Below are 4,333 nucleotides of genomic sequence, written 5' to 3'. Positions count from 1 at the left end.
CGCGGGCGCGGCCGGCGCCGCGGGCGTCGCCGCCATTGCCGAAGGCGCGGGCGGCGCGGCGGCGGCGGTCCCGTCGTCGAGGACGACGATCACCGCGCCGACCTTCGCCGTGTCGCCGACCTTGGCGTTGATCGCGGCGACGCGGCCCGCCTTGGGAGAGGGAATCGTCACCGCCGCCTTGTCGGTCTCCACGTCCACCAGCGGGTCGTCCTCCTTGACGCTCCCGCCGACCTCCACGTGCCACTTGAGGATCTCCCCTTCGTGGATCCCCTCGCCAAGGTCCGGCAGCTTGAACTCGAACACGTTCGTTCCTCCGCGGCGCCCCGCCGCGTCTCAGCAAGCCAGGACTTCCTCGAGCGCGCGCGCGATCCGCGGCGCGTCGGGGAGGTACTTCTCCTCGCGCCCGAAGTAGGGCGTGACGACGTCGGAGCCGGCGACGCGGCGCGGCGGCGCGACGAGGCGCCAGAACGCGTCGTCGTCGGTCACGGCGGCGATCACCTCGCTCGCGACGCCGTAGCTGCGCGGCTCCTCCTGCGCGACGACGAGCCGTCCCGTCTTCCGCACCGAGGCGCGGATCGTCTCCTTGTCCAGCGGCGCGAGCGAGAGCAGGTCCACCAACTCCACCGAGACGCCGCGCGCGTCGGCCAGCTCCTGCGCCGCCTGCCGCGCCGCGCGCATCGTCGCGCCCCACGAGACGAGCGTGACGTCGCTCCCCTCGCGCTCGACGTTCGCCTTCCCCAGCTCGAGGACTTCCTCTTCCTCCGGCACTTCCTCGCGGAAGGCGCGGTAGCTGCGCTTCGGCTCCATGAAGACGACGGCGTCGGGATCGCGGATCGCGGCGACGAGCAGCGCGCGGGCGTTGCGCGGCCCCGACGGGACGACGACCTTCAAGCCCGGGATCTGCGCGTACATCGCCTCGCGGCTCTCCGAGTGGTGCTCGAGCGCGCGCACGCCGCCGCCGTAGGGGAAGCGCACGACGAGCGGGCAGGTCCAGCGCCCCTGCGTGCGGGCGCGGAAACGCGAGGCGTGCCCTTCGAGCTGCCCCCACATCAGGTAGGAGAAGCCGTCGAACTGCATCTCCGCGACCGGCCGCAGCCCGGCGAGCGCCATGCCGACCGCCGTGCCGAGGATCGCCGACTCGGCGAGCGGCGTGTCCACGACGCGCGCGTCGCCGTACGCCTTGTGCAGTCCGGCGGTGACGCGGAAGACCCCCTCGTTGACGCCGACGTCCTCGCCGAGGACGACGACCCGCTCGTCCTTGGCCATCTCCTGGGTCAGCGCGAGGTTGATCGCCTGGACCATCGTCATCTTAGCCACGGCGACCGTCCTCCTCGAGCGCGCGCAGGAACTCCTCCTTCTGCTCGGCGATGTTCGGGTGCGGCGTGCCGTAGACGTTGTCGAAGGGGGCCGCGATCGGGAACTCCTTCATCGACTCGTAGCGGCGGACCTCGGCGTCGATCAGCGCCTTGACCTCCTCGCGCAGCGCCGTCTCGCGCGCCTCGTCCCAGTGGCCGCGCCGCTCGAGGTACAGCCGCAGCCGGACGAGCGGGTCGCGCCCTTCCCAGGCCTTCACCTCCTCGTCGCCCCGGTACTTCGTCGGGTCGTCGGCGGTGGTGTGCATCATCAGGCGGTAGGTCGCCGCCTCGATCAGCGTCGGTCCCTCGCCGGCGCGGGCCCGCGCCAGCGCCGCGCGCGTCGCCTCGTACATCGCCAAGGGGTCGTTGCCGTCCACGCGCACGCCGGGCATCCCGTAGGCGACCGCCTTCTGCGCGACCGACGCCGCCGCGGTCTGCTTGGCCAGCGGCGTCGAGATCGCCCACTGGTTGTTCTGGCAGACGAAGACGACCGGCGCCTTCCAGACGGCGGCGAAGTTGAGCCCCTCGTGGAAGTCCCCCTCCGAGGTCGCGCCGTCGCCGAAGAAGCAGAGGACCGCCGCGTCCTTCTCGCCACGGAGCCGCAGCGCGTAGCCGATCCCCGCCGCGTGCGGGATCTGCGAGCCGACGATCACCGCGTTGGGGAGCGTCCGATCGAGGCCGGGGTAGACGTTTCCCTCCTCGAAGCCGCCCCAGAAGAGAAGCACGCGATGGAGCGGCACGCCCCGCATCAGCAGGGCGCCGAGTTCGCGGAACGCCGGCACGAGCCAGTCACGTTCGCCGAGCGCGAGCGCCGGGCCGCAGGCCGCGGCCTCCTGGCCGGTCGAGGGGCTGAACGTACCCATCCGCCCTTGGCGCTGCAGGCGGAGCATCCGCTGGTCGGCCTCGCGCGCCCAGACCATGCCGCGGTAGAGCCGCTCGAGCTCCGGCGGCGAAAGGTCGGGGGCGAGCGCCTCGTCGAGCCCGCCCCGCTCGTCGAGGATCCGCAGATGGGGGATCGAGAAGCTGGCGAATTCGGTGCGCGGCATCGCTTCGTTCCTCGCGTCGTCCGCGTGCGCGGAGCGGAATAGTACGGTGAACCGTTCCGCGCGGCGGACGGAAAATCGGTCGGGCCCGCGGGGTTGCCGCGCGCGGCGCGGCGCCGGATGCTGGAGCCGGAGGAGACGATGCCGAGCGAAGATTTGGCCCTGTTCATCGAGGCGCTCCGCGGGCCGGCGCCGGCCGACGAGGCGGCGCGCGGGCGCGCCCGCGGCGCCCTGCTCGGGCTGGCCGCCGGGAACGCGCTCGGGCTGCCCGTCGAGAGCCGCGGCGCGGCCGACGTCGCCCGCGCCTATCCCGAGGGGCTGCGCGAGGTGGCGCCGGAAGAGCTCGAACGGCCGTGGGACGACGACCTCGCCCAGACGATGATCATCGCCGAGGCGCTGCTGCAGCGCGGCGGGCTGCTCGACGCGGACGATCTGGCGGGGCGTTTCCTGCGCTGGTTCGAGGAGAACGGGCGCGGCATCGGCACGCTGACCCGCGGCGTGCTGCTTTCGCTCTCCCACGGCGTTTCGCCGCGTTCGGCGGCGCGCGAGGCGTGGGAGTTGTCGGGCGGGTCGGCGGGGAACGGCGCGCTGATGCGCTGCGCGCCGGTGGCGCTGCGCTGGCGGGCCGACGGCGCGGCGCTGATCCGCGAGAGCCAGAACTCGTCGCTCGTGACGCACCACGACCCGCGCTGCGTCTGGAGCTGCGTCGCCTTCAACGTCGGGCTCGCCGCGGCGCTGAACGGCGTCGATCTCGACTGGGGGCGGTTGGCGCGGCTGCTCGAGGAGGCCGGCGCGCCGCGCGAGGTCGCGGAGATCGTGGGCCGGCCGCGCCGCGGCGGCGTCGGCTCGCTGCACCTCGACAAGGACGGGATCGGCTTCACGATCAAGGCGCTGGACGTCGCGGTCCACGCGCTGCGGCGCGCCCCCGACTTCGAGGAAACGCTGATCGAGATCGTCGCCGCGGGCGGCGACACGGACACCAACGGGGCGATCGCCGGGGCCGCGCTCGGCGCGCGGTTCGGCGCCGACGCGGTGCCGCGGCGTTGGCTGGAGCGGATCCGCGACATCGACCGCGTTCAGGCGGCCGCGGACGCGCTCTTCGACGCCGGCGTTCCGGCGTAGCGCCGGCCGGCGACGCCTTCCGCCCGCTTCGCCGGCCTTCGGCCGGCGCCGCCTTCCGCGCTTCGCCGACCTTCGGCCGGCGCTTCGCGGCACGCGGGCGCGGCGTCGCTTCAGCGCTTCTTGGCGCGGGCCAGTTCGTCGTCCACGAGCGCGGACAGCTCGTCCACCGTCGCGGCGCCGGCGACGCGGCGGCCGTCCACGTAGAAGGTCGGCGGCCCCGCCGCGCCCGCGCGCGCGGCCGCCTCGGCGTCGGCGCGCAGCTCGTCCGCGGTTTCGTTCTGGTCGAGGCAGGCGGCGAAGCGCTTCTCGTCGAGGCCGAGTTCCTTGGCGTAGCCGCGCAGCGCGGCGTCGTCGAGCGCGCCGGCGCCGGCGGCGAAGACGCGGTCCCGGTAGACGCCGTACTTGCCTTGGCGGTTCGCGCAGCGCGCCGCGGCCGCGGCCCGCGCGGCGTCGGCGTGGTGTTCGGCCGGCAGCTCGCGCCAGACCGCGCGCAGGCGGTCGCCGTAGATCGCGCGCAACCGCTTCAGCGCGGCGTAGGCGTCCTGCGAGATCGGCCCTTGGAAGTCGTTGAAGAGGACGACGACCACCGGCGCGCCGGCGGGTCCGTCGGCCGGCGCGGCGGCCGAATCGACGCTCCAGCGCTGTTCGTCGAGCAGGACCTTGACGTCGGCCTTGGCGCGCAGCTCGCGGCGCAGGGCGGCCTCGGCGTCGCGCCGGCGCTCCGAGGCGAGCCGCTCGAGGATCATCGTCCGCACCGCCTCGAACGCCTGTCCGCCGTACTCGGCGCGGCGCCGCTCGTAGTCCTGCGTCGCC

At 74.2% G+C, this 4,333-nt stretch carries 5 protein-coding genes; 1 reads left to right on the top strand and 4 read right to left on the bottom strand.

The genetic code is table 11. The annotated features are described in order from the left end of the window. The 3 genes from LLG88_01650 to pdhA form a co-directional block, all read right to left on the bottom strand. The coding region (locus LLG88_01650) for a hypothetical protein (protein ID MCE5245612.1) at positions 1 to 303 on the bottom strand (303 nt) is incomplete at its 3' end. A 30-nt stretch (positions 304 to 333) separates the two neighbouring features. Continuing rightward, positions 334 to 1,317 (bottom strand): alpha-ketoacid dehydrogenase subunit beta, encoded by a 984-nt coding sequence (locus tag LLG88_01645; GenBank protein ID MCE5245611.1) that lies wholly within the window; start codon positions 1,315 to 1,317, stop codon positions 334 to 336. Further along, complete coding sequence (gene pdhA / locus LLG88_01640) at positions 1,310 to 2,401, bottom strand: pyruvate dehydrogenase (acetyl-transferring) E1 component subunit alpha (GenBank protein ID MCE5245610.1); 1,092 nt, start codon at positions 2,399 to 2,401, stop codon at positions 1,310 to 1,312. Before pdhA ends, LLG88_01645 begins: the two co-directional genes overlap by 8 nt. 138 nt (positions 2,402 to 2,539) lie before the next feature. Here pdhA and LLG88_01635 point away from each other — a divergent pair, with 138 nt between their 5' ends. Further along, positions 2,540 to 3,520 carry an ADP-ribosylglycohydrolase family protein gene (locus tag LLG88_01635; protein MCE5245609.1) on the top strand — a complete coding sequence of 327 codons (981 nt, stop codon included), beginning with the start codon at positions 2,540 to 2,542 and terminating at the stop codon, positions 3,518 to 3,520. Between the two features lie 110 nt (positions 3,521 to 3,630). Here LLG88_01635 and LLG88_01630 read toward each other — a convergent pair. Then, a partial coding sequence (locus LLG88_01630; protein ID MCE5245608.1) for a thioredoxin domain-containing protein occupies positions 3,631 to 4,333 on the bottom strand: 703 nt, incomplete at its 5' end.

This window comes from bacterium, assembly GCA_021372775.1.
Lineage (GTDB): Bacteria > Acidobacteriota > Polarisedimenticolia > J045 > J045 > JAJFTU01.
Note: the sequence above shows the minus strand (reverse complement) of the source record. Positions and strands in the feature narration are given on the sequence as shown.